The following is a 26,121-nucleotide window of genomic DNA, read 5'->3' as shown; positions in this document are numbered from 1 at the left end:
ATCTTCCTCCTGTTTACTACATGATACATGAACCTCAAATTTGCCAAATAGGGCTGATACATCTAAAAGGTAAACTCAAAAAATTTGCTTAATAAAATTAAAATAAAAACTGTCTTGAATAAAACAATGATAGTAGACCCTCGTTCATTTCCGTTTGCGATCTGTAGATATTGTTAAAGGAGCGCTATTCCTTGTTTTATATGGACTTATCATTGTTTTCAACAGGATAGATCAATTCTTTAGATCACTAAAGATCAATAGAGTTCAAGTAAAGATCACGGCATCTTTAACTCATTGATTATAGTGACTTTATGAAAGGATCCGGCATTCGGATGCATGCGAAAAGCATTTGAATGAATAAGGAAGGCATTTACTGGAATGCTTATGGCATTTAGGTTAATGCGTAAAAAGCATTTGCAAGAATATGTTATAAACAGTTTGCCAAATGAAAATCTTATCACCGACGAGTTAAGTTAATGATTAAAAACAACGAGTTAATCCATCCTTTTGACGTAACCAGTAATGAATCAGGTAAGACTTATCAACTGACGCCTAACTCGTCCAAGTCGGTTCAGCCCGTGGCCCTGTTGAGATTGAGTGTATTTACCCCTGTCGGCACAAAAGAAAACCGCGACCGAAACTTTGAAGTTGATGCCTCTGATGAGCTTTCGTGTATGGAAATTGCAAGATCGGAGGGTTATGACGACATCAAGATAACTGGTGTCAAACTATCTATGTCTACCGACTTTAAGTGCTGGCTCGGGATCATCATGGCTTTCAGTAAATATGGTTTTACTTCCGAGAAGATTACCCTGACTTTTAACGAGTTTGCGAAGATGTGTGGTATCAGTTCAACAAACATCAACAAACGAACTCGTGCGCGCTTTAAAGAGTCATTAATGAACCTTGCATCGGTAGTGCTTGCCTTCTCAGACTCTCGGAGTGGTCGGTTCACAGTAACGCATCTGGTGCAGAAGGCTATGATTGATCCAAAAAGCGATACTGTTGAGTTGGTTGGGGATCCTTCTATGTGGGAACTGTATCGTTACGACCATAAGACATTGTTAAGCCTTCAGGTTCTATACATTTTGGCTAAAAAAGAAGCTGCGCAATCTCTCTATATTTATTTTGAAGCAATGCCAGCTGGTACGTTGTTCGTTAATATGAAACGGTTGAGGGAAAGGTTGCTTCTTACAACCCCTATTCGTACGCAAAACCAGATAATTCGTAAAGCAATGCGGGAACTTGAATCTATCGGATATCTCGATTATCAAGAAGTTAAGAAAGGTCGCGACATACAATTTCAGATCTTCAAAAGAAGCCCTAAGCTGGCCCTCGCCAAACAAGGTTGAAAGCTACCAGGTATGCACTGGTTATAACATGCTGAAAAATAAGTTATTTATCAGTGCTATGCTTAGTGCTTCTTTTACTACTGGTCTTACATCTCGGCTTAATGTGCAAAAAAGTAACTTTTCAAACGAACTCCTGACTATTCATCTGTATGCCTTTCTGGCTCAAGCGTACATGCTAGCCCATTCATTAAATGCCGTGGAGCAAGATGGTTTCGTGCGCACTCTATTCACGTGAATGCCTTTTGTGGATTACGCCTCTTACATTCATACAAATGCTTTTGATGTCGGTATCCCAAAAAATCATTCATTGAAATGCTTTTGTTTGCCACTGTATCCCGAGCATAGCTATGCAGTGGTATAAAAAGGCATTTTGGTGAATGGCATTAGGTCGAATGACACACAGTACAGCTTTGTTAAGAGCGAGAATGGTCCAAGACATCTATGACATTGGGCATCAGAAGGACTATGTGTTTGATATGAGATCAAAAAAATATCAGAAGCATCACAACTCCAATGGCATTCAAAGAAATGCCTTTGTTTTGTTAGTACACCAAACAACCCAAAATTCATGCAGTTATATCAAAGACTCATTCGCAAAAGGACTCAGCCAGAAAGCATTTGCTTAAATAGCATTGGCCAAAAGCATTCGAATGAATGATGTTCATATGGACAAGACAAAGTCCCACTCACGCCCAGAGGTGTAAAAGGCATTTAGATGAATGACGCACCGGCCGAGGATTGTATGTAGTTTCTCCAACTGATAGTTGCCGAACCAGGGAGCACAGTGATATGCGGCCTTCTCAGAATCAAGAGATAGATATTAAGGGAACAAAAAAGATTAGATATGAAGCTTAGTTACCTGCCCGATATCTAGTTAGAGCTTTTCAAACCATCAAAAGTGACTTTTATGCTTGAGGAGTCTCATCAGCTTCAGGATTGAGCTTAACGTAATCTTACCCCCTCCCCTCTTTCAAACTTTTACTAAGCGTTCACTGGTACTTTTCAAAGATTATGCTTTAGGCCCCTTTGCTTAAAAATTCACCAATCGCTAAACGTTAAAAAAAGGGGGTTTATGCGAACGGAAGGATCGGAATAAAAAAGTATTATTCATTCGCGTTTACGTGAACTCAAATCTACACGGAGTAATTATGGAACTTTCTTTAAATATTGGCCTTAGTGAAAAGAAATCTAACACGGCTGCACTTTTTAAAACAAAAAGCGCAAAAGTGATTTTGTTTGTTCTGCTGACCGTGCTTTTTTGCGGTCTGGCATATGCGGGTTCAGATGATGGGGCACTGGGAGATATTTGGTCATACATGAGTGAAAGTATGACTGGAGCTCCGGGCAAAATTCTGGCAGCCGCGATGTTGATCTCAAGCGTATATTTCTCTGTCCTTAAGTCTAACCCGGGCCTGGCACTGGTTTCATTATTCATGATGCTGGTAATGGCCAACGGCGAGAAAATTATCAGCACCTTTATGGATGCTGGCGTACCGCTGTAATTTATTGTTAATCATGCATGAGGGGGTTCATCCCCCTCTCTGGATTTTTAATGAGTAAGCAGAACGACGTTCCTCAGCATACCTATAGATTCCCTTTCAGGATCAACATGCCTCTACTGATTTTGTTTTGGGATGCAAAAAAAATAGGGCTTGCATTCATTCTGGTTGCATTTGGGAATATCTTCGAATGCTTCGGGTTTTCTGTTGTAGTAGCGGTTGTATATTGGATTGCGTATAACAAAGCAGCTGAGTCAGGAATAAGAGGATTGCTAAAACACAGACTCTGGTGGCTCGGTTTTTTGCCAGGTAAAGCAGTTTTTAGTAGCCGTTATTTCAACGATCCATTTATCAGAGATTTGTATTCTTGATGGAGCTATGAATGAAAATGCTAAGTGGCATTAACATCCCTTTTTTCAAAAAATCTAAAAAGGATGAAAACGGTGATCTTGAACAGTCATACGTAAAGAAAGATGAAAGTGCTAAGGGACGTTTTTTGGACATTAAAAAACGATTTAGCCCACAAGCTGAAGCGTCAGGTGCTGGAATTACATACAGCGCCCTGATTAATCGTGATACAAAACTTATCCGCATTAATACTGTTTCAATAGCCGTCATTGGGTTATTGGTTGCAAAGATTCTTTTTTTCACTGACCCAGTGACGATTGTTACCCCTCCAAACATGAATGAAGAGATCACGGTTGTTGGTAACAAAGCATCGGAATCTTATAAAACACAATGGGCTCTCTTTTTTAGTACCCTTTTAGGGAATATTAATCCAACTAATATTTCCTTTGTGACGGCCTATGTCCTCGATGCCCTTTCACCTGAACTACAGGCTAAAACGAGTGAGTCTTTACAGGAGCAGATAAATATCATGCAGGCTCGTGGTGTTGAGCAGACCTTTAAGCCTAATGATATTTACTTTGATCCAAAAAATGACATGGTCTATGGAAGGTGCGAATAAGCGGGGAAATACTTCTCGGCTGACTCAGTCATTTCATTTCTTCATGTTTGAGCCGATTTTTTCTCCCGTAAATGCCTTGAATCAGCCTATTTAGACCGTTTCTTCGCCATTTAAGGCGTTATCCCCAGTTTTTAGTGAGATCTCTCCCACTGACGTATCATTTGGTCCGCCCGAAACAGGTTGGCCAGCGTGAATAACATCGCCAGTTGGTTATCGTTTTTCAGCAACCCCTTGTATCTGGCTTTCACGAAGCCGAACTGTCGCTTGATGATGCGAAATGGGTGCTCCACCTTGGCCCGGATGCTGGCTTTCATGTATTCGATGTTGATGGCCGTTTTGTTCTTGCGTGGATGCTGTTTCAAGGTTCTTACCTTGCCGGGGCGCTCGGCGATCAGCCAGTCCACATCCACCTCGGCCAGCTCCTCGCGCTGTGGCGCCCCTTGGTAGCCGGCATCGGCTGAGACAAATTGCTCCTCTCCATGCAGCAGATTACCCAGCTGATTGAGGTCATGCTCGTTGGCCGCGGTGGTGACTAGGCTGTGGGTCAGGCCACTCTTGGCATCGACACCAATGTGGGCCTTCATGCCAAAGTGCCACTGATTGCCTTTCTTGGTCTGATGCATCTCCGGATCGCGTTGCTGCTCTTTGTTCTTGGTCGAGCTGGGTGCCTCAATGATGGTGGCATCGACCAAGGTGCCTTGAGTCATCATGACGCCTGCTTCGGCCAGCCAGCGATTGATGGTCTTGAACAATTGGCGGGCCAGTTGATGCTGCTCCAGCAGGTGGCGGAAATTCATGATGGTGGTGCGGTCCGGCAAGGCGCTATCCAGGGATAACCGGGCAAACAGACGCATGGAGGCGATTTCGTACAGAGCATCTTCCATCGCGCCATCGCTCAGGTTGTACCAATGCTGCATGCAGTGAATGCGTAGCATGGTTTCCAGCGGATAAGGTCGCCGGCCATTACCAGCCTTGGGGTAAAACGGCTCGATGACTTCCACCATGTTTTGCCATGGCAGAATCTGCTCCATGCGGGACAAGAAAATCTCTTTTCTGGTCTGACGGCGCTTACTGCTGAATTCACTGTCGGCGAAGGTAAGTTGATGACTCATGATGAACCCTGTTCCATGGCTCCAGATGACAAACATGATCTCATATCAGGGACTTGTTCGCACCTTCCCTATGTCTGGGGTACCAAAACGACTCGACTTGTAAATGTTCCGGACAAAACTGAATCATCGAAATGGACTTATGAATGGGTTCTCGGGATGAAAAATGGTCGCCCAAGAATTGCATATGTAAATCAATATTCCGGAACACCGAATATTAAAAAAATTACGATAAACGGCAAAGAGCAACTGGCAACGCTGGATAATCCGCCACCGTCTACAGGTAACAAGTGATGATTAAAAAAAAGGGCTTAGGGTTCAACGCAATTACCGCATTGATCATGCTCACGACTTCGAACTGCGTAATCGCTGAAGAATACCAATTGCCAGCAACAATTAATAACCCGGTTGTAATGCCAGTTGGTGCTGACGGATTTCAGAATGGAGCTGCAAAAGCCATTATTCCGGGTCAAGCTGGTTCTGAACAGTCAGGTGCACAAACAAACCTTAGTGAAGCCGGTAATGCGCAGGGACAAAAACCTACAACTGATCTCCCTACCGTGCAACTTTCCCCAGCCAGCAATGCTTCGCCTGCGGTAAGCGCTATTACTGGAGCATTATCAAATAATCCTAGTCTCCCCGGATTTGACGCACAGACCCGCTCTGGTGCAATTGATAGCTATGGGAGACCAACAGGTACCTCTTCCCAGCAGAATGCAACCAATGCGACCGCCACGTCAAAAGCCGATGAACTTTATGTCGAAGCTCGTAACCGATATAAAGAAGTTCAGCGTGTAAATGTGCCGCCTGGTGGGAATGTGGTACTGCCAGTTTCACGAGGACTTCAAAACAGAATATCGACCAGCTTCAAGAATGCTTCTGTCAGCACTTCTACCCCTGCTGAAGAGGCAAGCATATTTGTTAATGGTGGCGATGTCTTTATTTCAACTAATACCGATAAACCAATCGGGATTATGTTGTCGGAAGATCAGGTACCTGAATCGACCTATAACCTGACCCTGGTACCGCTTGATGTTCCCGGTGCGATGATTTCAGTTACTACATCTTTAAGCCCATCTATGCAAGCCAAACGTGAAACCTCATTGGATAAGCAAAACTATGAGGAAATGTTGGCCCGCTCCCAGTCAGAAGAACTGGCTCCATCGGATCCAAAACAAGACGATCATAAACAAAGAATCATTGATTTATTGACTCCTGTGGCTCTTGGTGAGGTCCCTTCAGGATTCAGTTTACAACAGGACCGACTTTCTCGTATTCCTGCGTCAGAGCAGTCCCCATGTAACTTTAATATGTATGCAAAGCTCGGTCAGAGACTGGTTGGCTCACGTGAACTTATTGATGTAATTCTTGTGAAAAACGATAAACCATACGGTCAAATCGTTGCTGATCAGCAGTGTATGGCAGAAGGCGTTATTGCAAGTGCTTTATTTGATAAAGCATACCTGCAACCGGGAGAAGAAACAGAGCTTTACATAGTCCGGGATAAATTGTTCAAGGAACGCGAGGCCCGGGTTACAACCAGACCAAGTCTAATCAGAAAATAATATGGGAAAAGTTACTTTGCCTGCTCTGCTTGGGGCCACCGTGATTGGTTTTGTCGTATTTGCTTTAACCAGCTTTTACTACAGGTCAGAATATATACCAAAAAGGAGTGTATTAATCGTTCCGGACGCACCCATTAGTATCGAAGATGGCAGTAACGCTTTTCCCGTTCAGACAGTAATAATGAACGATCCAACTCTTATTGATAAATTTGTAGGAGAGGACAATATTAATGAGGAGAATGCTTTTGACTATCACAAAAGTAACGTTTTGGAACCTAATTACAAACATGAAATATCTAGAACGAGCCAGATAGATAAAGCTGAAATGAATCATCCATCTGTTCGTGAAAACTGGGCCAGAGCAGGTGATCCCTATATCGTTCCTCAGATGTCTGACAGCGAACGAAATCTAAAAATTAAACGATTCCAGAAACCTACAAGTGGAGCTAATCATGGACATTAAAAAGGCCTGGGAAAATAAGACCGTCAGACTTTCTGTTATTGGCGCTCTGCTGGTAGTGATTGTTTATATTATTAGCCAGTCTATTTTTTCCACACCAGTTAAGAAAGAAAAGAAAACACAGAAAAAAGACATGCAGACCAATTTGTTGTTAGATGATTCGCAAATGAACAAATTGAGTAATGAAGAAAGCCAGAAAGTATATAAGGAAATGGTTAAGCAAAACCGACTTGATCAAAATGCGGCGAAAGAGGACCGCGAAAAAGCAGAAAAAGCCCAACAGGAAACTAAAGCCCAAGTTGCAAGTTTAACTTCTCAACTTCAGCAACTGTCTCAGCAAATTAATGATATGCAGACTAATCGAAACGGCAATCGTAACTTGGATGCTGGTAGTTCGCGTAAAACGATTAATGAGCAGGCACCGGCAGCTCCTTATCAGCTTAATGCTAATGCGCCGATTAATGGCGTAAACCCTAATTACGCGTCTATCACACCTACGCGTAATAGCCCGATGAGAACAATCACACAAAGTTCCATTAAGACTAATGGTACCGATGGTGTCATTCAGGTTATGCCCGTGTCTGAAAACAGAATCAAGGAAGGCAGAGAGGTCATTGCAGGAGATAAAGCGCCTACTCGGACTGTACGAGGTGATGGTACTGCGCCAGTTGATAGCAAAGCGCGGCATGCTGCCCGAAAAGATGAAATGTTTCTTCCGGCAACATCTATTATCACTGGTGTTCTGATTACCGGGCTTGAAGCGCCTACAAGCCTTTCTTCCAAATCAGAACCAATGCCAGTAACAATGCGTATTAAAAAAGATGTCATCATGCCCAATAATTTCACCATGGATTTGCGTGACTGTAACCTTCTGGGTTCAGCTGTTGGTGATTTGGCGTCACAGCGTGCTTACATACGTGCCACTTCTATCTCTTGTGTTAATTCAAAAGGGAAAGCTTTTGACGTAAAACTGGAAGCATATGCTGTAAGTGAAAATGACGGAAAAAATGGGATCCGAGGCACGCTTATCAGCCGAAATGGTAACGCAATTGCAGGAGCTGCATTTGCCGGTGGACTTTCTTCACTTGCCGGTAGCTTAAGCCCCAGTAAGGTATCTTCACTTAACATCGACCCTAATTCACAGGCTCAGTATCAGTCCCCTAATTTTGGTGCACTTGGGGCATTAGCCGGGGCTGGTGCAGCTCAAGGTGGCCTTAATCGACTCGTCGATTACTACACCGCAATTGCAGAACAACAGTGGCCAATCGTAGAAATTAGCCCTGGCCGAGCTATTACATTTGTCGTTCAGACCGGAACTACAATTCCAACGAATCTGACCAGTCGCTGAGGTTTAAATGGATAGTTTAGAAAAAAAAGAATCGACTGAATCAGCTGGACCTGAAATCACTAAAAAAATGGTGCGAGAAAGGACAACAAAAAAAATTACCTTCGAAATTGATATTGAAAAAATATTGAAGTATTTATTTTTCTTCGCCTTTGCCGTTTTGGTCATTATTTATGGTTATAAAGGCTTTATGAATGTTTACGATTACTTCAATAAACAATCACAGCCTTCGTACAAGATTGCAGTGCTTGACATGCCTGAATTACGTAAGGAATTTTTCAAGCATCACGGAGGCCGTACTGCTGACAATGATAGAACTCAATTCGAAGAATATTTCAGAACATTAATGAAGATCTACCGTGACCGTGGCTATTTAATTATTGATGCAACGCTTGCCGTTACTGTACCGGATAGTGTTGAAATCGTCACTTATATGGAACTTGAAGATAGCTCTGAAGCGGTACAATCAAGTTCTTATAATGCAAAGAAGTAGAGGGCACCCAATAGTGAAAAAGTTACTTTTCCCTTTAATGGCGGCTTTCGCCATTATGGCGAATACGGTCACTTATGCTTCAGAGCAGGTCCTAACTAATAGTGATGCTGCTGCGTTAATGGCAAAGGCAAAGGAAGGCGGCGTTTCACCCAGTCAGATCTCGGGTGCGTTATCAAAAATGAAAGGATATAAACCTAAGGATGCCATATACATTCCTTCTGGTGGGCTATACCTCTTTCAGGACGAGCGTTCGCAGCTAATGGCAGTAACGACCGATGGCCGATACTCCCTTACTGGGGGAAGCCTTGTTGATGTAATTAAACGTAAACCTGTTCTGACTGTAGAAGAAATCAGAAATTCCTATTTTATTAGTCTTGATGAGGCCCCCTTCCCTCTGGAAACTGTAGCGTCCATTCATCTGGGAAATTCAAAGCTTAAGAGACAAGCAGCCATTTTCTTAACACTTGATTGTGACGGTTGCATGGAACTTGTTAAGAAATTTTATGCAGATCGGGACAAGTATCGGATAGATATTGTTTTAGTTCCCTCACCCGGTGAGCCAAAAGAAGAGCTTAGAAGGCTCTGGTGTAGTAAAGAAAAAGGAAAAATAAACAACCTCGATATTCTTCGTTGGCTAATGGGAAGCAAATCCGACATTGAAAAAAGATTGCTCTCTCAAAAAGAAGCAGAAGAATGTCCGGCGGAACCTTTGGTAGCGTCATTGATGCTCGCAGGAATTTATAAATTGCAGGGTGTACCTTCAGTTGTCAGACAGGATGGTTTGGCTGGTAATGGCATTCCAAAAGATTTCGACTACTGGTTGAACCAAAGCGTTGAACCTCTCTTAAAAAATCCATTTGAGACAAATTAAGGCTAGTTTATGAACATCAAAAGATTGGTACTCAGTGCTCTGGTTGTAGGTACATCCTCATATCTTACGGGGTGCTCCATCGGGAGTTCCGAATCCGAATGTCCAGGCATTGAAAAGGGCGTTATCTGTAAAGGTCCTCGCGAAGTTATGGAGTTAACTAATAATCGAGATGATCTGTCTGCACTTGCGGGGGAAGAGTCGGAATCGGGAAAGGAGAAATCGGCTGTCAATGACAGCCGTTATCCAACTGAAATTAGCCCTCCAGGGGAAGTCAAATATCCACAGTCTACAACCCTTAAAAATCAGCCTGTGGCTTATTCAAAAACCGAAATTAAGCCAGTTGGTCAGTTACCTGTCATGTACGATAAAACTTTAAAAATGGGTGCCCCTACTTCATCCATTGGACCACGGCCTATTTCTGGTGTACCGGTTAATTCAAACGTAAGGATGACTAGCAGTTATAGCACTGCCTCTTCAGCTGGTAACCCTTTCGTTCATCCGGCTGCGGAAGTCGTTAAACAAACAAGCTATCCGGTTTCTGCTGGAAATGCACCACGCTACGTTGCACCTAATTCTGATATCAGCCCTGGCAAGGATATGTACTCTCTTTACAATGGCCAGCCCGTTAACCCTACTCTCAACACTGGGCAGATCCAGCAATACCGTTCGCAAGGTTATAAACAAGCTGTAGTGGCTCCTGAACCACTTGCTGTTCTGCAACAGGGGAAAGTAATGAGAATTACTTTTGCACCTTATACCGATGATAACGATGCGCTTAATCTTCCCGGCTACGTTTATGTCAACGTAAAACCGCAAACATGGATTGCTGGCAAGAATTCGACCTCAAACCCAGCTCGCATAGTTCCTTTAGAAGTACAGGATGCGGCCCGGGAAAATATGCAGCAGCAACAAAAAGCAACTAAAGCTGTCTCTTCGAACGGCATTGTTAGACAACTGTAAGGTCAAATATGGAAGCTATCAATAATTACAATAGCGGTTTAAATCGCCATCAATTAGGTGGGTTTATCCCTGTTTACGATCAATTAGCAGGGACTCACTATTTTTTGATTGATGGCAACAGATTAGGGTTTATGTTTATCTGTAATCCATCACCTGGAGTTTTTGATAATCAGCAAGATGTTCTTGCTGAAATGTTCAAAATGGATTTTCCTACAGATACTGTCTGTCAAATATCTCTGACTGCATTGCCAGACTTGACTTTACAGCTTAGTGCTTGGTCAGCTGTGCGAGGTGGGCGTATGACTGGGAACGATAAGCTTAAAGCAGATCTGCTTAATGGTTATCAGTTGGACTACTACGACAGAAGTATGCATAAGCCTTTAAAACCTGATCATGATAACCTTATGTTGAGGGATTTTCAGGTATGGATCTCGCTATCGATTCCTTTACAGTCTGCCCTTCCTACCGAGCTGGAACATTCGCGTATCGATTCACTTTACTCTGAACTTGTAAGTAAGTTAATTACGATTGGACTGCATCCGTTTAAGGTCGATGCAGAAAACTGGCTCTATTGTATAGATAAGGTCGTAAACCCCGGAAAGAACTCTCGGTGGGCTGAAGGTTTTATAGACGTTAACACTATGAAAAGGCTTAATGAACAAGTTAACGTTCCCGGCCGTAAGTATACAGTCACAGAAAATCATTTCTCATCAGTCACACAAAGTGACGACGAATCTGAGCATCGTTACTTCAAACAACTTTCCGTTGTAAAGTTTCCTGAATACGTCAATTTCGGTTGTATGTATGAGTTAGTAGTTAACTGGATGCATGGACGTAAGACAATTTTCAGCCCATTTATGATCACTCAGACTGTTCAGTTTGCCGATCCGCTCAAGTTGTCAAAAGAAAACGTCCGCTACAAAGCAATCACTAATAAACAGGCAAGTATACCTTCAGTTGTCACATTCTGCCCTCGCCTGCGGGATATGGATAATGACTACATGGCCGTAACTCGCGAGCTTGAGGATGGCGCAAAGCTTTTAAGAGGGTATCTTACTTTCACTGTTATGGGTAGTAATGCCAATTCTGTGCAGACAGCAGCTAACGATCTCAAATCCTTTTACCTCGAAAGCCGGGTCAAAGTAGCAGATGATTCCTTTATCGTTTTCCCGTCATTTATGTCATGTCTGCCAATGTGCAATGACCCAAAGACAATTTTCGACCTTGACCGATCCGAAGTAGTGAGCAACACCGGAGCGGCTCATATGACGCCGATCTTTGGGCCCTGGAAAGGTAATACAGATAGACCAGTACTGAGTTTAGTTTCTCGTGAAGGTCAACTCATGGGACTTGATATTTTCAAGACTTCTGCAAGCTATAACATGGTTATTGGTGCAACGTCAGGTGCAGGCAAGTCATTCTGGACAGCATATCTAATCAATAACTATCTTGGAGCTGGACCGCGATCTAATAACCTCGTTCATTATCGCTCAACATTTAAGCATTTTTTAGAAAACGAATACCCAGATGATGATCCTGATGGTGCTCAAGTTTTTGTAGTGGACGTGGGGCGTTCTTACCAGGGGATTGCGGAACAATATACAAACAGTCAATTTATTGATTTCGGTAAAACCCCTGACTTCACCCTAAATCCCTTTGCCTTCCTAACTGACATCACTGTTAACGACGATGTATTTAACGAAGCACCTGAATTTACCGGTGAATCAACTTCAAACGATGCAGAAAAAGACAAAGTTGCTCAGACCATAATGGTTCTGAATCAGCTAAAAATTATGGCTTCAGAGAAAGGCCTTATCGATGATTATCAACAATCAGTGATGCTTCAGCTTATTGCAGAAGAGTACCAGGAATCCAGAAAATCAGGTCGGACCGGTTCAATAACCGGCTTTGCTCTGCGTTGCAAGAAGCATGAAGACAAACGTATAAAGGATATTGGGGAGCAACTCGGAGCATGGTGCGAAGGTGGAATTTATGGGCACCGGTTTACCGATACGTTGCCTCCAATCAACTTCGACAGCAGATTTATTGTTTTGGAACTGGAGGAGCTAAAAGGCACCCCCCACCTTCAGACAGTTGTTTTAATGTCTATCATTCAGGCTGCTCAGCATGCAATGTTCATCAAAAAAGATGGGCGTCGTCGCTTGTTCATCCTAGATGAAGCTTGGGAGTACATTCGTCCTGATAATTCATCAGGTGCCGGAAATCAATCAAACCAATTCTTCTCTTCCTTCCTCGAAGCGGCATGGCGTAGGTTCAGGAAAACAAACTGCGCTGGCATCTGTATCACACAGTCGTTTGAAGATTATTTTACTTCTTCTGTTGGCCGGGCCCTGACTGCTAACTCGCCTTGGAAGATAATCATGAAACAAGAAAAAGAAAGCATTGAAGCAATGAAGGCTAATAAATATTTTTCTACTTCAGATGCAGAATATGAACGAATGAAAAATATTCGTACAGTCAAAAAGGTGTTTTCAGAGATGTTAGTCAGGTTCGAAAACTTCCAAGAGATCTGTCGGTTATACGTAGACCGGAAAATGGAGCTTTGTTTTACTACGGATAGTGCTGACAGGAGTAAATTATGGGAAATTCAAAGCCGCGAGAATTGTAGCTATGGCGAGGCAATAGAAATTCTCTATGCTCAAGAAGTAGCAGCGGGTTTGGCCGCGTAGAGTAAATATCTTCAAGCAAAAACAATTAAACCAGATGTCTCATAAGAATCTGGTTTTTTATTGTATGCCTTAAGTAAACAAATGAGGTTATGACTTAATGAGTTCATCACTGTGCTGCAAATTTTGGTTTTATAATTAATATGGCTTAAAAACAGTGACATAATTACAAATCGCATTTAGGTTGTGTACGCATTAAGTAAACAAAATTTATAACATCAATACTGACTTTATAAGATGAAATTCACGTAAATTACATTTTTGTTTACCAAAGGTAATCAAAGGAGCGCGGCATTATTAGTGAAAACAGATCACTGGTGTCATATTGCATACAAAACTTAATATCCTTTAATCATTCTTCTAAAAGTTTAATATTAACGCTTTGGTTTATGAAAATTTATCCAATTTGCTCACCGAAGACTTTTAACTTATTTAACCCCCTTTATCGCCAATCTGTGATTTTCTAATGTTAGCCTACAGTTCTAGGGCCCTTGCTCCCATGATGCGAATCCTTCCACCTAATAAAGATTAACGCCTCATTCCTGTATGCCGGTCTTACGACGCCAGTGCACGGACAATTTTTGGTCATCACAAGGCCAGGCGGGAGATTTAATCAGGGCGTGGTGTTCCTTAGCAGCAGCTGCGGCACTGTAAGCCGAAGGCGGAATTAACTCCTTTATCGCCATCTGGGGACGTCATTAGGGGTACCCCTTTTAACTTGCTCAGGACCATTAAGCTAAAATTCCGGATAGTGATTGACGTAAGATTTAGGCTAAGCAGGTAAAGTGATCCCCGCTCCCGGGGTGACCACTTTATACAAAAGGCCGATCGGAAGATTGTCCTTAGGGAAATATTCCTTTAACACAGCACGGGCACTTACTGCCGCTGCCGGATTTAACCCCCTTAATCGCCAAACTGGGGTACTGTCCTGATGCTGGCCTTCAGTTCTGGGCTGGGTGGCTATCACTTCCTCCCATAATGCGAAATGTAACTGCTGATACAGATTAACGTCATATTCCTGCGTGCCGGTCTGCCAACACCAGTGCACGGGCTTTTTTCGGTCATCACATTACCGGGCAGGAGATTTTATCAGGGCGTGGTGTGACTGAGCAGAAGCTGGGGCACTGTCAGCAGCTTGCAGATTTAACCCCCTTAATCGCCAAACTGGGATTCTGGTCTGATATTGACCTTCCGTGCTGGGCGGGGTTCGGTTTGCTAACACTTACTCCCATGATACGAAATGTGCCTGCTGATACAGATTAAAATCACATTACTGCATACCGGTCTGCCGACACCGGTGCATGGGCGATTTCCGACGATCTCAAGAACATATGGGAGATTATATCAGGGAGAGTAGTATGCCTGAGCAGCATCTGAAGGCACTGTCAGCCGCTGTCAGATTTAACCCCCTTAATCGCCAAACTGGTGTTCTGTCCTCATGCAGGCCTTCAGTTCTGAGCTGGGTTGCTATCACTTGCTCCCATAATGCGAAATGTACCTGCTGATACAAATTAACGTCGTATTCCTGTATGCCGGTCTGCCGACACCAGTGCTCGGGCTATTTTCGGTCCTAACAAGACCTGGCGAGAGATTTAATCAGGGCGTGGTGTGACTGAGCAGCAGCTGGGGCACTGTTATCCGCTTGCAGATTTAACCCCCTTAATCGCCACACTGGGGTTCAGTCCTGATAGTGTCCTTCCGTCCTGGGCTCGGTTGCTAACACTTGCTCCCATTGCGCCTGCTGATACAGATTAAAGTCACATTACTGCATACCGATCTGCCGACTCCGGTGCATGGCTTTTTCCGATAATCACAAGGACGGACGGGTGATTTTATCGTTGCATAGTATGTCTGAGCAGCATCAGAAGGCTCTGTCAGCCACTGGCAGATTTAACCCCCTTAATCTCCAAACTGGGATCAGTCCTGATAGTGTCCTTCCGTCCTGGGCAGGGTTGCTAACACTTGCTCCCATGATACGAAATGCGCCAGCTGATACAGATTAACGTCTCATTACTCCATGCCGGTCTGCCGAAACTGGTGCATAGCTTTTTTCGATATTCGCATGAACAGACGCTTGATTTTTTCAGGTTGTAATATACCTGAGCAGCATCTGAAGGCACTTTCAGTCGCTGTCAGATTTAACCCCCTTAATCGCCAATCTGGGATTTTCTGATGTTAACCTACAGTTCAAGGCCCTTGCTCCCATGATGCGAACCTTGCAACCTGATAAAGATTTAAGCTTCATTCCTGTATGCCGGTCTTACGACTCTAGTGCACGGGGACTATTTTCGGTCATAATAAGACCTGGCGGGAGATTTAATCAGGCGTGGTGTGACTGAGCAGAAGCTGGGGCACTGTCAGCCGCTGGCAGATTAAAACCCTTTATTCGCCATCTCAAGACGTCATTATGGGTAGTCCTTTTAACTTTCTAAGGACCATTAAGCTTAAACTCCGTTTAGAGAATGACGTAAGATTTAGGCTAAGCAGGTTAAGTGATCCCCGCTCCCGGGTTGAACACTTTATTCATCGTACGAGCGAAAGATTGTCCTTCGGGAAATATTTCTTATACACCGCTCGGGCACTTACAGCCACTGGCGGATTTAACCCCCTTAATCGCCAAACTGGGGTACTGTCCTGATGCTGGCCTTCAGTTCTGGGCTGGGTGGCTATCACTTGCTCCCCTAATGCGAAATGTGTCTGTTAATACAGATTAACGTCATTTTCCTGCGTGCCGGTCTGCCGACACCAGTGCACGGCCTTTTTTCGGTCATTACATTACCGGGCAGGAGATTTTATCAGGGCGTGGTGTTACTGAGCAGGAGCTGGGGCACTATCAGCAGCTTGCATATTTAACTCCCTTAATCGCCAAACTGGTGTTCTGTCCTCATGCTGGCCTTCAGTTCTGGGCTGGGTTGCTATCTCTTGCTCCCATAATGCGAAATGTATCTGCTGATACAGATTAACGTCATATTCCTGTATGCCGGTCTGCCGACACCAGTGCTTGGGCTATTTTCGGTCATAACAAGACCTGGCGAGAGATTTACTCAGGGCGTGGTGTGACTGAGCAGCAGCTGGGGCACTGTCATCCGCTTGCAAATTTAACCCCCTTAATCGCCAAACTTGGGTTTTGTCCTGATGCTGGCCTTCCGTTCTGGGCGGGGTTGCTATCACTTGCTCCCATCATGCGAAAAGTGCCTGCTGATACAGATTAACGTCATATTCCTTCATGCCGGTCTGCCGACACAAATGCACGGGCTTTTTTCGGTCCTTACAATACCGGGCAGGAGATTTAATCAGGGCGTGGTGTGACTGAGCAGCAGCTAGGACACTGTCAGCCGCTGGCAGATTTAACCCCCTTAATCGCCACACTGGGGTTGCCTCCTGAAGTTGGGTTTCAGTTCTGGGCTAGGTTGCTAACTCTGCTCCCATAATTCGTAGTGGGCCTACTCAAGAGATTAACACCTCATATCTTTAGACTGGACTGACGACAACGATTCACAGTTAGGAAACGTAAATCAGCACACCGGTGAGATAGATTTTAGGGTCTAAGCAAGAAATAGGGTAGGCGTGAAGATTCATTAATGGAGCTCATAACGTCAAAGCGTAGAGAAGTCGACAAGAATCGTGGTTTAAAAAGAATGAGCATTAGGTATGGACTAGAGAGTCTGAGCTCTCATCTGCAAGTTAAGCTCACAAAAAATCATAAAAAAGTAAACAAACATTAGCTTAGGATTGAAACAAAGGATAGAATTGTACGTATAACAATGAAATGGACGCATTATGCGTAAAGTTTACATATATGCGTAAAAGTCGGTTTTCAGTGCAAAAAGGTCATAACCATGAATTTACTTGAAAAGATCGCCCTCGTTGGTCAGCGCATGAAAAGCGAGCAGATTTCTCTTAAGGAATCTCTGATGGCTTCATCAAGAGTATCTGTTTCTGATGATAGTGTTGATGGTGTTGATAGACTGATCTACAACCACTGTTTAAATAAAAAAAATCTCTCTGATTTTTTTGGGAAGTCACGAGTAACGTTCAATAAAATACTTTCGGACTTAGAAGAAAAAGAAGTTGTTGGTGCACCTATTTATCAAAACAAAAATCATCTTTACACCCGCTGGGATGTTCAAAAAATAATGGATGCCCTGGGTTATCCCAAGTACCGCGATCATTACTTTAGCAGAGCTATTGTTACTCAGAATCATAAAGGCGGTACAGGGAAAAGCACTACATCTGTAGCTTTAGCAGTAGCAGCTGCTTTAGATCTACAACTGAATGCACGTGTATTAATGATCGAATGGGACCCACAAGGTTCGATTGGAAGCAGCATGATTCAAAGTGTCTCAGAAGATGATGTCTTCCTTACAGCAATTGATGCAATCCTTGGAATTTATGAAGAAAATTCTGAGTATAAAAAATATTTAGATTCAGGATTCTCTGAAGAAGAAATCATCACTAATATGCCTTTTTCAACGCATCTGCCAAACTTGGACGTGATAACGGCATTTCCGACAGATGCTCGTTTTAAAGATAAATACTGGCAATGTTCTAGAGAAGAACGAACGTCTTTGTTACTACGTTTCAAGGAAGTTATCTTACCGGTACTGAAGCAGAACTATGATTTGATTATTATAGACACTCCACCTGAAGATTCACCTTTGATCTGGGCTGCTGACGAAGCGGCCGATGGGATTCTTGTCGCAGTGTCACCACGTGAATATGATTACGCCTCTACTACAGACTTCATGCTTACAATAAGTGAAAGGTTTAAACAATCACCAAGTAAGGGCGATAATTTAAAATGGTTCAAAGTTCTTGCTGTCAATGTTGATGACAAAAGTCCATATGAAAGAATAGTTTTGGATAAATTAATCAGAACTGTTCAGGACCTTTTGATGTCCGCTAACATAAAAAATTCTGAAGCATTTAAGGCAGCTGCTTCCAAAGGGCGTACAGTGCTTGATATCAAAAAATCAGAGGAACTTTGTTCCGCAAAGCAACTTGATGTCGCAGAAGAATCTGTATTACAGGTATATCAACAATTTATAAATGAAATAAAAAGTTTTTCAGCTAAGCAAGGAGTTAACGCATGAGCGATGAGCAACATATCGGGAATGATAAATCTCGATATTTAAACGCACCAAAGCGGACAGAAGTCGGTCACCGTTCAGGTCTTGCGGGTTTGAAAACAGCACCTCGCATAAAAAAGTTATTCACTCTTCATAAGGGCCGAAGACTTGAAGCGGAACATGTGATTGTTCCAGCCCAGAGAGTGGAGAAGGAGACCTTAGTCCATCCAGCAAACCCACGAAATCAAGAAGCCCTTACAGATTATTCTGTTAGAGATATTCTTAAGCAGATTGAAGAAAGAGGGGTCGATACCGAAGGGATCGCTGTAAAAAGAGATGGGGTTTATTTATTAATAGAAGGAAGTCGCAGACGTTTCTGCTGTATAAAGGCAGAAAAGGATCTCCCCCTGTGGGTACTACCGGATGAACTAACCGAAGATGATATAAATTCAATTATATCCGCAGCACAAACATCTCGAAAATTTTCATATAGAGAAGTTGGGTTTCAATTTATCAAGAAAATGGAAGAAAAGGGATTTTCTACTAATGAAGAACTCGCAGCATATCTTGGGATTAGTCATGTATCGGTAGCCAAAAGAATCCAGGCGGCACGTATTGACGAAACATTGATCTCTTTATTCCCGGATTATGAAGGAATACCGAACTCCTATTATAGTCGCTTGTCTCGTTTACAGAAATATGTGCAAAAAAATCTATTTCCTTTAGATGAAGTAATAGATAATGTTAAAGAGGAAACAAAAGATTTAGACATTGGAGATCTCCAAGTTGCCCAAAAAGTTGTAATGGAGAAAATCACACAATCTGTGGAAAGTGTTTGTGAAAAATCTTATTCCACAAAATGGGAAACAAGTGATCTTATTACTTTTGATAACAAAGATAAGTATGCAAGAATCAGTAAAAACAATACTGGAAGAAAAATTCGCATTGAATTCAATAGGATAAGTGCGGGTTTTATTAAGGAGCTAGAGGAGTTCATAAAAGAAAAATTAAAAGTATCAGAATAAATATTGAACTGCATCTTTATGATGCAGTTCATATGATTTATATTTTTAATTTCTTGTTATATTAATATGGGGTGTGCGCAGGTTCAGACATATAAGGTCTTAGTTCTATATGAACAGAAGCGCCATTCCCATCATTTACTACGTTTAAAGGTGCTTTGCCCGGCAATGACATAGTTGCAACGTCAGGTCCAGAAACAGCAAAATTATTTTCTGCTGAAGGCATTACTGTAAAAATCTTTATAGCAACATTTTCATGTCTAAATAAAGAAATCCCAAAAGTAGAACCAGCTTCGGTATTGCTCACGTCCACAACCACAGGGGTTTTTCCTAGATATTCATTAGTTAGTATGTTTTTTACTAATGCCCCTTCCGGGACAGTATAGATACGGTATGGATATGCTAAAACTGAGTGACAAAAACATAATAAAATAACAATTAATGTTTTTTTCATAGATTATCCTCATTCAAAAATAAAAGATATAACTCTTGAAAATCGTGGTTATTAATTAGGTCCGCTTTTCCGGGAAAATCGTAACTAACAGAAAATAAAAGAGAAAGAGAATCTTTTCCTTTTGCTTTGGGAGAGATTCTGCTAAAAGCACGGTTAATAAACATAAGTTGATCTTCATTGTTGAAGCAAAGTCCAAGCATTCCAACCGTAGGAACTACGAATGTGCTTACGCTGCCTGGGGGCAAAAGTTGCTTACTACGGGCATTGTAAGCACAACGACTACCACCTAGCGTTAGGCCTGAAAGCTCAATAAAACTTCTGGTTCCATTCTTGGCGACAAGCCAAACATCAGTTCCTGAACTTTCGACACGTAAAGTAACTTTTCCGTCAGTAAAGGCCTCACTTTTATTGTATAGAATAGGGTCAAAACCAACTGTCGGGAGTTCTTCGATTTTACTTTCTACTGACTGACAACCAGTCAGTAATGCAAACAATAAAAGTGTGATAACTTTAATCATCCCGCTTCCTTAGATTGTTTTTGGCGCTGGTTATAAAAGATAATGATTCACCGGGGTAGAGAATTGTTTCTTTCGTCCAATAACGATAACCACCGAGGATATCTTTTCTTTTCTCAATATAAACCGGTTCAGAAAATTCTAAATGTTGATATTTCGGAAGAGATAAGATTTTATATTTTACTTGTCCAACTAAGAGGTAATTCTTCTCTTTAGGATTGATGGTTACTGAATTACCAACACTTTGAGGTATGTTAAGTTTTTTTATATTTAGATCAGAATCGTCAGGAACGGACACTTGATCATTAGATGTCTTTCCGGGAAGAGTAAACCCTTTACCCTGATCCGGTCCAAAGATGGCAATTACATCTTTGTTGTTTCTTGTGATCGAAACGATAGCCTGAAGGGGCGTATTAGCAAGGTCATTTATAAACGATATAGTTATACTTGATTTAGGCTCGACCCAAATAATGCTTTTTCCGGATGTGCCTTCGCTTAATGCAATTTTTTCATTTAGTAAGATTTTATTTTTGGCAATGATATTATACTCAAGTTTCGGTATCACCATAAAAAGTGATTCTTTATTTGAAACATTCATGATTTCTAAGAAATTGGTTTTGGTCATGCTGGTCTTTAGAACAGGCCTATATTTACCATTTATAAACCACCTTCCGTTTATAAGCTCCGCTTTAGCAGATATAAGTGAATCACTTTTCTGAGCGGCAGAAGAAAAAGCATCTTTTCTTTGCTCTTTCTCTTGATGTGGTGCAGCTGCTGCGTGAAGATGCAAAAGTAATGTTGAAATTGAGATAATCTTCCATTTTATCTTCATCTTGTTACCTCAATGTTGTTTTCAATCGAATCGAGTTCTAACGGATAGGTTTTAAGTGAATAAAACTTGTTTGTTGTTTGTATTAGCTGATGACACAATAAAACTGGATTGTTCTTCATGATTATTTCTACTAATGTAAGTGCTGGTGAGTCAGTTGGCGGTATACCCGGAGCAACTATTACCTGGTCTTCTAATTTTGACATATAGAGTGATCCAGTATTTATATGTAAACAATTACCGATCAGTACTGGAAGATTGTTTTGAGTACGACCATGGGCTTTTCGAATGCTGTTTACAGGATTCCTACCTAGGACCATAAGGTTGACGTCATTTATCATCATTGGTATTACGGCATGGTCCATACCGAATAGAAACTGGCTCTGAAAAATATTCACATTGGCATAGTTGAATGCTTGAAGCGCATTATAAGTATCAGTGAATGATGTGCGGATAGGGGCGTAATCAGAAGGGCAAACCCCAATTTTTATATCGCCTTTGAGTAAAATCTGCATCATCGTACCAAGCTGGGTATTAAGAAGTTTTTTTACCTCTTCCTCTAAATAGTAACGATTTACAGCTTTATGCCACTTTCCGCCCATTACACACCATCTCTCATTGAGGTATGTGCTGGGGTAAAATGTTCTCCGGTCTTTGTTTAATGGTAACAATTTTTTTAACATTTCTTCTCCGGCTCCGGCAGCTGAGAAATGCCTCACAAAACGTCCATCGAAAAAGCCACTGTTTATCGCCTTCATCAACTCTATGGGTTCCGGCCCATAGTCAAACAAATTTCCAGTAGAGAAAATTACTATCTCTTCTTCTGGCTTTGTAACTGATTGAATCAAGTTGCACAGCGCAGAGTAATGTCCATGAGGATCTGCCAGAAAGAAAATCCTTCCCGAGAAGTTTGTAAGGTCTATAGTTTGGACGTGCTCAGCTGCCATAAATTCCTCTACGTATGTTTACATCGATGATACGGTATTTCGAGCTATGATTTTTTTACATAAAGGCGTCATTTTGGATTCTAAGCCTAAGGACCTTTGTTACTTACTGGTAAAGGCTCCAGTCCTGGCTCTCAAACAGTTCATACTTAGGATGCAAAGTAACTTTCTGATTATAATTGGCTCCTTTATAAACATGTTTACTTCATGAATACAGGATATTTAACGGTAATGTATTTAAAATGGAAGGATGCTGAAATAACATAGAGTTACGTATTTTTTTAATAGTGTTGATGTTGATAATAGGTCACCATTAATGTATAAAGTTAATATCTAATATGGTCCTATTAATAAAAGAGAGTTTTTATGGCTGAACTATTAAAATCTGAAAGTCCTGTTTCACAATCATTGCAGGATATCACTGAAGCTTTAAAAATCGTTGTCGATGATGGAAGTAAAGCTGCAAAACTGGTTTGTCTTAATGAAAGAAACGAATTAGTTCCCTTGCTCACACAAAATAGTTTTGTTCCAGATTTCCGTGTTCGCCATGAGGGTCTCAATCCTTTTAACTATCTTATTGATGGGCTGGAAAGGTTTTCGCATCACAGCGAATCTAGTAACTCACTGGAATCGACTGATGTATCTCACCAATACGATGAAATTAGCCGGTTAAATGTTCACCATGCACTTCATGCTTCTGGTTTAGTTCCTCAGGATGTTCACCTCTTTGTTACTTTACCTCTTAGCCAGTTCTATACTGCTTTAGGGGAAACGAATATTGAAAATATTCAGAGAAAAAAAGATAACCTGATGAAACCAGTTGAGCGTTATCTTGACGGTAAACGCTATTCTTTCAACGTTTTGTCTGTGACTGTTTTCCCTGAATCTTTACCAGCTGTGACCCGGGCAGATGAAATTGAGGATATTGCTTCATTTGAATCAAGTTTGGTAATTGATCTTGGTGGTACTACTCTTGATGTTGCAAGTATTACTGGGCAATTAGAACAGATTTCGAAAGTAAAAGGTTTTGACCGTATTGGTTGTTCTATTGTTTACGATGAGATCAGCAGGTATCTTGAATCTGAGAAACTGAATACGAGTAATGCTTACATTCATCATCTTGTTGATAATCGTCATGATAAATCAGCTTTGAAGGTTGCAGAGGATAAGCGTGACGGTGTTTTTGATGCGGTAAACTCTGCGGTACAGAAGTTGCAAAGTAAAGTAATCAGAGCGGTTACACAAGTCGAAGAGAGGCCTCATAATGTTTTCCTTGTTGGGGGAGGTTCATATCTCATCGAAACAGCTATTCGTAAACATTTTGAAACGGCTAAAGTTATCATGGTAGACAATCCGCAGTTCGCATTATCTTTGGCAATTGCTGATACTATTTATTCAGAATAATGAGCTAGAACATGGCTAAAAACCCTATCTCAAATAAGGCAGATAACGACCGGATTCAGATCCGGTCTTTCTGGATATCCGAAAGAAAAGCACCCTATGTTTATAGTTTCTTGAAAAAAACAGAACTTTCTCATAGGGGTGACCAACTGGATTTAATTAGGTCGGCTATTAGTACCGGGTTGGTATTGAATAATTTATTTCCTGACTTGGCAAATTTTATAAATGGTTTAAACGAAAGATTAACACTTGCAGATCTTAATAGGTTTCTGAATGATGGAAATACTATAGATACTGAACCTAAGCCTCCTATTAATGTATTGCTAGAGAATGTCTTAGATCAAAAGTTTAAGGAGTATTTAACACCTCTACAATTAGATAATTCAAAGCAGGATTCTGTTTCTGTAAAAGAAACCTTCCTTGTACAAAAGGAACATGCCTGCTTTGGTGTGAAGATTGAAAATGAGGGAAGCGATACCTCTATACCATCTGAAAGCCCACTTTCTTCAGATGCATCCAAAATTTCAAAAGAAAAGTCCATTTCCGCTGTGGTGCCAGTGCTAGAAAAAGTATCGGATGAAAATCAAACCGCCTCCATAAGCATAAAATCTAAAGCTAAGGCAAACAAGCGACTGGCAACTTTGGCAAGATAGGTGAGAGACAGTACAATCGACTTCTGAGTTCCAACTTGTCTTACCAGGAAAGCCAGCATACTTGCTGGCCTTTTTTTTGTTATAATAATTTCAGGCTTCACCTGGGTATGTAAAATTACTGTTAATGAAACGGTATTTTAGGTTAATTTGGGTGCTGTTACAGGAAGTGCGGATTTTTCCTAAATTTGTAAAAAACCTAAGAATTATCTTAATAAATCTGGTACTTAATTATTATTTTACTTATAAAGTCTCTGTGCTTTAATGGTTATGTAAGGATTTTTTGATACCCTTATACCCGATGGACCTAAGGTCACTGACAACGATGTTCATGTAGAATCTTCGTTTCTGTAATCCCTTTTGTTCTTGTCCCAAATGTTTGATTATTATAATAAAGGCTGATCGAATGCTATCTCGCAACTCACTAATACATGGTTTACGCCGAGACCAGTTAATCGGAGTTCTGACTATTTCAGAGTTTCCGGTAGTTATGGTAGAAAGCCACTTCATTCAGTCTGAGGTTATGGGAATAAAACCCGTAATTTTTAATATTGATGAGCTTCTTGTTTCTATATCCCCAATTTCCTCTCTTAAGTTCGATTGGGAGTGGGCCCCAGTTGATACAATACTCATTGAAGTTATCATTCCACCTGTAGAGTCAGACCTTGTAAGTGCAGAAAATGACTTCCTCCGTGATTCTGGTATCGGCCATATCCAGTGCGAGCCTGGCGGAGCATCAATACGACGTACAGTTACCTTCGTTGGTGGAATAACCGCTGATAACTTACTGTATCAGTTGAGGCTTATGTGCGTAAGTGCGTTAAAACTTTTAGGAGAGGAACTGGGGGATGAAGTCTAAGATTAGATATGTTTTATCTGGTTTTGTTGTGATATGTGCATTTGCTGGAGTTTATAAAATCCTAAACAATGTTCCGGTTAAACCTGACCTTTTGGACTTCACTGGAAACACATTTAAAAAGACATCACTCTTCCTGCCATGTGATAAAAGCTCGCCTTCTTTAAACATTAAAATTGCTGATAACGAGAAAATCGTGATCAACGGCATCGCTTCAAAAGTAACTTTTGTTGAAAAGGCTGACCCCGTCAAAAGCCCTGGTTTTTGTGATGATCTTGATCTAAACAATTCTCGCCTTGTACATACGGCATCTTACAGCATGGTGATTTCTGAAACCAAAACAGGATATACACTCTCAAATTTCAAGCATCTTGCCGATGATGAATCATTAGGTGGTATGTGGTTTTATCAAAAGTGACTTTTTATATGGCAACTTCAGACTTCTCTCTTAAAAACCATAATGTAAAAGCTTTTGGTCAGGATGCAGCACTTGTCATTGAGATGAACAATGAAGATGTTAGCTCATCAAAACCTTCACCTTTTTCAAATGAGATTGATAATTATTATCTTACATTGCACGTCGCTCCGAGGAACGCCAAAAAAGATTATGACTGGGGCTCAAACCGTTCTGTACTTCTAAAATTGTCGACGAATGAAGTTATGCAGATGGCATCTGTATTTCTTAGAATCATGCATACTTTAAAAATTGATAAGAGGAAAACCTCACATCATGGCCACGTCGTATACAAAAATATAAGCGTTACCCCAAACGAGAGGGGCGGTTTGTTGTTATCAGCAGGGATAGTTCCAGTCGATAAAGACGGCTTAAAACCCTTCATGCACATGGTCCCCGTCTCACAAATGGACTGCGTTAAAATTGGCCTCTACATACTTGGATATCTTGCTCAAAAAACGCCTTGGGTAAGCTCCGAGTCTATAATTACCGCGCTTCGCTTATCTGAAGCCAAGAATTCAAAATAGCGTATTAACATACGGAATACATGGAAAAATACAGGTTTTTTTAAATGTTATACGAACGGATATTTCTGTTTTTCATCGTAAAGTGAGTTTAA

23 protein-coding genes and 1 pseudogene are annotated in these 26,121 nt (G+C 41.5%); 19 read left to right on the top strand and 5 right to left on the bottom strand.

What is annotated here, in order from left to right; translation table 11 throughout:
• Positions 1–476 precede the first annotated feature (476 nt).
• The 4 genes from HU143_RS23790 (at position 477) to HU143_RS23775 (ending at position 3,818) form a co-directional block, all read left to right on the top strand.
• On the top strand, positions 477–1,352 hold the full coding sequence (locus tag HU143_RS23790; protein WP_000594612.1) for a RepB family plasmid replication initiator protein: 876 nt from the start codon (positions 477–479) through the stop codon (positions 1,350–1,352).
• A gap of 1,148 nt (positions 1,353–2,500) precedes the next feature.
• Entirely contained in the window at positions 2,501–2,854 is a 354-nt protein-coding gene (locus tag HU143_RS23785) for a pili assembly chaperone (RefSeq protein WP_080229806.1), read from the top strand.
• A 17-nt stretch (positions 2,855–2,871) separates the two neighbouring features.
• Positions 2,872–3,222, top strand: a complete 351-nt coding sequence (locus tag HU143_RS23780; RefSeq protein WP_024152015.1) for a type IV conjugative transfer system protein TraL — start codon at positions 2,872–2,874, stop codon at positions 3,220–3,222.
• A gap of 11 nt (positions 3,223–3,233) precedes the next feature.
• Positions 3,234–3,818: a type IV conjugative transfer system protein TraE gene (locus HU143_RS23775; protein ID WP_229038689.1), complete on the top strand. Its 585-nt coding sequence runs from the start codon at positions 3,234–3,236 to the stop codon at positions 3,816–3,818.
• Between the two features lie 131 nt (positions 3,819–3,949).
• Here the strand turns inward: HU143_RS23775 and HU143_RS23770 are convergent, their stop codons facing one another.
• Positions 3,950–4,930 (bottom strand): IS5-like element IS5 family transposase, encoded by a 981-nt coding sequence (locus tag HU143_RS23770; protein ID WP_000019402.1) that lies wholly within the window; start codon positions 4,928–4,930, stop codon positions 3,950–3,952.
• A 69-nt stretch (positions 4,931–4,999) separates the two neighbouring features.
• Between HU143_RS23770 and HU143_RS23765 the strand changes: the two are divergent.
• The 10 genes and pseudogenes from HU143_RS23765 to HU143_RS23720 all read left to right on the top strand — a co-directional run.
• A pseudogene (locus HU143_RS23765) lies at positions 5,000–5,221 on the top strand (pilus assembly protein); the annotation flags it as partial.
• Positions 5,221–6,492 (top strand): TraK domain-containing protein, encoded by a 1,272-nt coding sequence (locus tag HU143_RS23760; protein WP_000592090.1) that lies wholly within the window; start codon positions 5,221–5,223, stop codon positions 6,490–6,492. The pseudogene HU143_RS23765 and the gene HU143_RS23760, both read left to right, overlap by 1 nt.
• A 1-nt stretch (position 6,493) precedes the next feature.
• The gene (gene htdO, locus HU143_RS23755; protein ID WP_000521240.1) at positions 6,494–6,955 is read left to right on the top strand and encodes a plasmid transfer protein HtdO; all 462 of its coding nucleotides are present in this window, start codon (positions 6,494–6,496) and stop codon (positions 6,953–6,955) included.
• Positions 6,945–8,300, top strand: a complete 1,356-nt coding sequence (trhB, locus tag HU143_RS23750) for an IncHI-type conjugal transfer protein TrhB (protein WP_000351841.1) — start codon at positions 6,945–6,947, stop codon at positions 8,298–8,300. The genes htdO and trhB overlap by 11 nt, the downstream gene beginning before the upstream one ends.
• Positions 8,301–8,307: 7 nt before the next feature.
• A complete protein-coding gene (locus HU143_RS23745; RefSeq protein WP_000377633.1) occupies positions 8,308–8,790 on the top strand; it encodes a hypothetical protein in 483 nt (160 codons plus the stop codon).
• Positions 8,791–8,908: 118 nt separating this feature from the next.
• Positions 8,909–9,661, top strand: coding sequence for a protein-disulfide isomerase HtdT (gene htdT / locus HU143_RS23740; protein ID WP_183079335.1), 753 nt, complete (start codon positions 8,909–8,911; stop codon positions 9,659–9,661).
• Between the two features lie 9 nt (positions 9,662–9,670).
• Complete coding sequence (trhV, locus tag HU143_RS23735) at positions 9,671–10,621, top strand: IncHI-type conjugal transfer lipoprotein TrhV (protein ID WP_001022587.1); 951 nt, start codon at positions 9,671–9,673, stop codon at positions 10,619–10,621.
• An 8-nt stretch (positions 10,622–10,629) separates the two neighbouring features.
• On the top strand, positions 10,630–13,311 hold the full coding sequence (locus HU143_RS23730) for a TraC family protein (RefSeq protein ID WP_000387412.1): 2,682 nt from the start codon (positions 10,630–10,632) through the stop codon (positions 13,309–13,311).
• Between the two features lie 3,836 nt (positions 13,312–17,147).
• Positions 17,148–18,401, top strand: a complete 1,254-nt coding sequence (locus HU143_RS23725) for a ParA family protein (protein ID WP_032084678.1) — start codon at positions 17,148–17,150, stop codon at positions 18,399–18,401.
• Positions 18,398–19,402 carry a ParB family protein gene (locus HU143_RS23720; protein ID WP_032192066.1) on the top strand — a complete coding sequence of 335 codons (1,005 nt, stop codon included), beginning with the start codon at positions 18,398–18,400 and terminating at the stop codon, positions 19,400–19,402. Before HU143_RS23725 ends, HU143_RS23720 begins: the two co-directional genes overlap by 4 nt.
• A 61-nt stretch (positions 19,403–19,463) precedes the next feature.
• On the opposite strand, the gene HU143_RS23715 is transcribed toward HU143_RS23720, so the two are convergent.
• From HU143_RS23715 to HU143_RS23700, 4 genes are read right to left on the bottom strand one after another with little or no spacing between them, the layout of a single operon-like run.
• On the bottom strand, positions 19,464–19,853 hold the full coding sequence (locus HU143_RS23715; RefSeq protein WP_001572421.1) for a hypothetical protein: 390 nt from the start codon (positions 19,851–19,853) through the stop codon (positions 19,464–19,466).
• Entirely contained in the window at positions 19,850–20,371 is a 522-nt protein-coding gene (locus HU143_RS23710; RefSeq protein WP_000598516.1) for a hypothetical protein, read from the bottom strand. Before HU143_RS23710 ends, HU143_RS23715 begins: the two co-directional genes overlap by 4 nt.
• A complete protein-coding gene (locus HU143_RS23705; protein WP_042634275.1) occupies positions 20,364–21,200 on the bottom strand; it encodes a hypothetical protein in 837 nt (278 codons plus the stop codon). Before HU143_RS23705 ends, HU143_RS23710 begins: the two co-directional genes overlap by 8 nt.
• The gene (locus HU143_RS23700; RefSeq protein WP_000718594.1) at positions 21,197–22,144 is read right to left on the bottom strand and encodes a metallophosphoesterase; all 948 of its coding nucleotides are present in this window, start codon (positions 22,142–22,144) and stop codon (positions 21,197–21,199) included. The genes HU143_RS23705 and HU143_RS23700 overlap by 4 nt, the downstream gene beginning before the upstream one ends.
• A 363-nt stretch (positions 22,145–22,507) precedes the next feature.
• Here HU143_RS23700 and parM point away from each other — a divergent pair, with 363 nt between their 5' ends.
• The 5 genes from parM to HU143_RS23675 all read left to right on the top strand — a co-directional run bounded on the left by parM (position 22,508) and on the right by HU143_RS23675 (position 26,029).
• The gene (gene parM / locus HU143_RS23695; protein ID WP_000818955.1) at positions 22,508–23,545 is read left to right on the top strand and encodes a plasmid segregation protein ParM domain-containing protein; all 1,038 of its coding nucleotides are present in this window, start codon (positions 22,508–22,510) and stop codon (positions 23,543–23,545) included.
• 11 nt (positions 23,546–23,556) lie between these two features.
• Positions 23,557–24,195, top strand: coding sequence for a hypothetical protein (locus tag HU143_RS23690; RefSeq protein WP_001107537.1), 639 nt, complete (start codon positions 23,557–23,559; stop codon positions 24,193–24,195).
• Between the two features lie 403 nt (positions 24,196–24,598).
• On the top strand, positions 24,599–25,051 hold the full coding sequence (hdtA, locus tag HU143_RS23685) for a H transfer determinant A (protein WP_000952689.1): 453 nt from the start codon (positions 24,599–24,601) through the stop codon (positions 25,049–25,051).
• The gene (locus tag HU143_RS23680; protein WP_000836980.1) at positions 25,041–25,466 is read left to right on the top strand and encodes a hypothetical protein; all 426 of its coding nucleotides are present in this window, start codon (positions 25,041–25,043) and stop codon (positions 25,464–25,466) included. The genes hdtA and HU143_RS23680 overlap by 11 nt, the downstream gene beginning before the upstream one ends.
• An 8-nt stretch (positions 25,467–25,474) precedes the next feature.
• Positions 25,475–26,029 carry a hypothetical protein gene (locus tag HU143_RS23675; RefSeq protein ID WP_000235777.1) on the top strand — a complete coding sequence of 185 codons (555 nt, stop codon included), beginning with the start codon at positions 25,475–25,477 and terminating at the stop codon, positions 26,027–26,029.
• The last annotated feature ends 92 nt before the right edge of the window (positions 26,030–26,121 follow it).

The sequence above is a fragment of the Salmonella sp. SJTUF14076 genome (genome assembly GCF_015534835.1).
Lineage (GTDB): Bacteria > Pseudomonadota > Gammaproteobacteria > Enterobacterales > Enterobacteriaceae > Salmonella > Salmonella enterica.
Note: the sequence above shows the minus strand (reverse complement) of the source record. Positions and strands in the feature narration are given on the sequence as shown.